6 protein-coding genes (2 of these 6 running past the window's edge) are annotated in these 2,500 nt (G+C 45.8%); all 6 read left to right on the plus strand.

Annotated features, from left to right (window positions below; genetic code table 11):
* Positions 1-743: the end of an energy conserving hydrogenase EhbF gene (gene ehbF, locus CIT02_RS08650; RefSeq protein ID WP_292611596.1), read on the plus strand. It extends 763 nt beyond the left edge of the window; 743 of the gene's 1,506 nt are visible here — the last part of the coding sequence; its start codon lies off the left edge, out of view; its stop codon occupies positions 741-743.
* Positions 740-1,072, plus strand: coding sequence for an energy-converting hydrogenase B subunit G, EhbG (locus CIT02_RS08655; RefSeq protein ID WP_292611598.1), 333 nt, complete (start codon positions 740-742; stop codon positions 1,070-1,072). The genes ehbF and CIT02_RS08655 overlap by 4 nt, the downstream gene beginning before the upstream one ends.
* Positions 1,065-1,343, plus strand: a complete 279-nt coding sequence (gene mbhE, locus CIT02_RS08660; protein WP_292611600.1) for a hydrogen gas-evolving membrane-bound hydrogenase subunit E — start codon at positions 1,065-1,067, stop codon at positions 1,341-1,343. The genes CIT02_RS08655 and mbhE overlap by 8 nt, the downstream gene beginning before the upstream one ends.
* Positions 1,344-1,841, plus strand: coding sequence for an MnhB domain-containing protein (locus tag CIT02_RS08665; RefSeq protein WP_292611602.1), 498 nt, complete (start codon positions 1,344-1,346; stop codon positions 1,839-1,841).
* Positions 1,841-2,116: an energy-converting hydrogenase B subunit J gene (locus tag CIT02_RS08670; RefSeq protein WP_292611604.1), complete on the plus strand. Its 276-nt coding sequence runs from the start codon at positions 1,841-1,843 to the stop codon at positions 2,114-2,116. The genes CIT02_RS08665 and CIT02_RS08670 overlap by 1 nt, the downstream gene beginning before the upstream one ends.
* An 85-nt stretch (positions 2,117-2,201) precedes the next feature.
* Positions 2,202-2,500, plus strand: partial view of a 4Fe-4S binding protein gene (locus CIT02_RS08675; protein ID WP_292611606.1) — the beginning only. It continues 1,063 nt past the right edge of the window; only the first 299 of its 1,362 coding nucleotides appear in the window; its start codon is at positions 2,202-2,204; its stop codon lies off the right edge, out of view.

Below are 2,500 nucleotides of genomic sequence, written 5' to 3' on the forward strand. Positions count from 1 at the left end.
CCAGCGGATCCGCCATGATCCAGGCATTTTCCGTGTTCACCTTCATTGCTCTGGGAATCGTGATCCTCAGGATATTCTCCTACCTGCCCCTATCACAGTGGGTAATTCTGGGAGTCTCTCTGCTGGCCATGATCCTCGGTATAACCATGGCCATTGTCCAGACCGATATCAAACGGATGATCGGATTCCTGGCTGTGGGAGAGTTGGGATACATTGGAATAGGTCTGAGCCTGGGCACAGCTTTCGGAATAACTGCCGGACTCTTCCAGGCAGTGAATGAAGTGATGATAACTGCACTGCTCTTCATTGGTTTTGGAGTGGTATTGTATCAGACCGGAATCAGTGACACCCGTAAACTGGGTGGTTTAATGGTTAGAAACCCTGGAGTGGCCCTTCTGGTCCTGCTGGGAGGATTTGCCATGGCCGGTGTTCCCCCGTTAAACGCCTTCCAGAGTAAATTGATGCTTATCCAGGCATCCATAGATGCAGGATTCCCTGAGTTAGGGGTCATAATGATACTCCTGAGTATAGTGACCTTCATGACCTTCATGAAAGCATTCCACACTGTATATCTGCGTCCAAAACCAGCAGATCTCGAGATCAAGACAGAAACCATACCAAAAGCCACGGTAATATCCTTGGTGGTTTTACTGGTGGTGTGTATCATATTCGGTCTGTTCCCACAGTACGTAACCAGCTACCTGCAACCACTGGCAACCAGCCTGGCAGGAGGTGTAGTATGAACCTCTACGATATGATCGTGAAAAAGATTAAAGACATACAAGGAGCAGATGAAGACCCGGTAACCAACCTGTCCACCACATCCATGCTCACGGCAGAGATAACTTTAATAGCCTCGGTACTGGTGGCCCTGGTCATGCTCCGACATTTGAGTAACATCCTGATGATCGTAGCAGTTCTGGTGGTTTTAGTGGTCTTTTTAACATCTATGCCAATTATGGGTCGCCTAAGAAAAGAACAGAACGATTCATTATCATCTATGATGTTCTATATCATCATAGCATTGACCATAGTCATTACCCTATTTTACTGGGGGAATTTAAATGTCTAACGGAATAAGAAATCTTATAATGGGATTTTCCCTGGCAGTATTCGCCGTAGCCATATTTGACTCGACAATTCACTTCAAAGAAGTGATATATCCGGGTATAAGCTACCTCTACAACTATGTGGGAACTAACATAGCCCCCAACATGGTCACCGTTGTGGTATTTGATTGGCGAGGTTACGATACCCTCGGCGAGGCACTGATACTGGTAACTGCAGTTATAGCAGTTTTACTGGTATTTGGAAGGGGTAAAACCCGACTGGGAGGTAAATAAATGAGCACCATACTCAAAATATTCGTATTCCCCGCATCCATGGTTATCATGTGTCTGGGTGTACTCACCATCCTGGGAGGTCACATCACCCCGGGAGGAGGATTCCAGGGAGGGGCAATGATAGCCGCAGGATTCATATTCTGCTTGGTCGTTTATGGACTTAAAGAAAGTCCATTCCATTTATCTCATGATTTCCTATCGGGAATGGAAAGTGTTGGTGCCCTGTTATATGTATTTCTGGGCATTGCCGGTTTAGCTTTTTCCGGGTTTTACCTTTACAACTTGGGAGTGGACATCTATGGTTTAGTCCCTGGTTTCATACAGAACCTTTTTGACTACCCGGACCCCACCCATGCCGGAATAATACCTTACCTCAACTTTGCAGTTGGATTAAAGGTTATGGTAGGATTAACCGCAGTGGTAATAGCATTCATGGGTTTCAACGAATATAAAGACTCTTCAGAAGAAGAAACTGAAGAAGAATGGGAGATTGAATAATGATAACCTATGCTGGACCAATGGTACTGGGATTCCTACTGGGATTCATCATGGGCAGCCGTATTAAGTTGAATCCAAAAAGTGAACTCAAATACGATGCCTCAGTCTATCTAATCTTCCTGATTGTGGCTTTCATTGTGGCCTACTTATTAGGTCCCTTCCCCTATTACCAGGACTTCCCCCTGGCTGATGGGTTCGTAGCGGCAGCAGTGGGAATCATAGTGGGTAAACTATTATTAGGAAGGGATAGAGGCCCTCAAGAACTGGAGGATTAATCTACAAGCAATCCCGGTGAAATTATCAATCTAATATAATGATCATCAGAAGAAACAGAATAAAATCAATCCGGAGTATAAATTTATGTTTCTAACAACCAACAAATGCAAAGGCATTGGAGAATGCATTCAGGAATGCCCCACAGGGGCTATTCGCCTGGTTGATGGCAAAGCCTTCAGCTGCATTACCTGCGGTGCCTGCATGGAAGCCTGCCCCAACCGTGCAATCTTCCGCAATAAATACGGGGGATTCGTGGTAGACCGGGCCAAATGTAATGCCTGCGGTGTCTGTGAGTTGACCTGTCCGGTTAACAACATCAAAATTGAAGACGGAGTGGTCAAGGGGATCTGCTCCCGGTGTGGTATATGCGTACCTTCCTGCCC

Origin of the sequence: Methanobacterium sp. BAmetb5 (assembly GCF_003491305.1) — an archaeon.
Taxonomy (GTDB): Archaea; Methanobacteriota; Methanobacteria; order Methanobacteriales; family Methanobacteriaceae; genus Methanobacterium.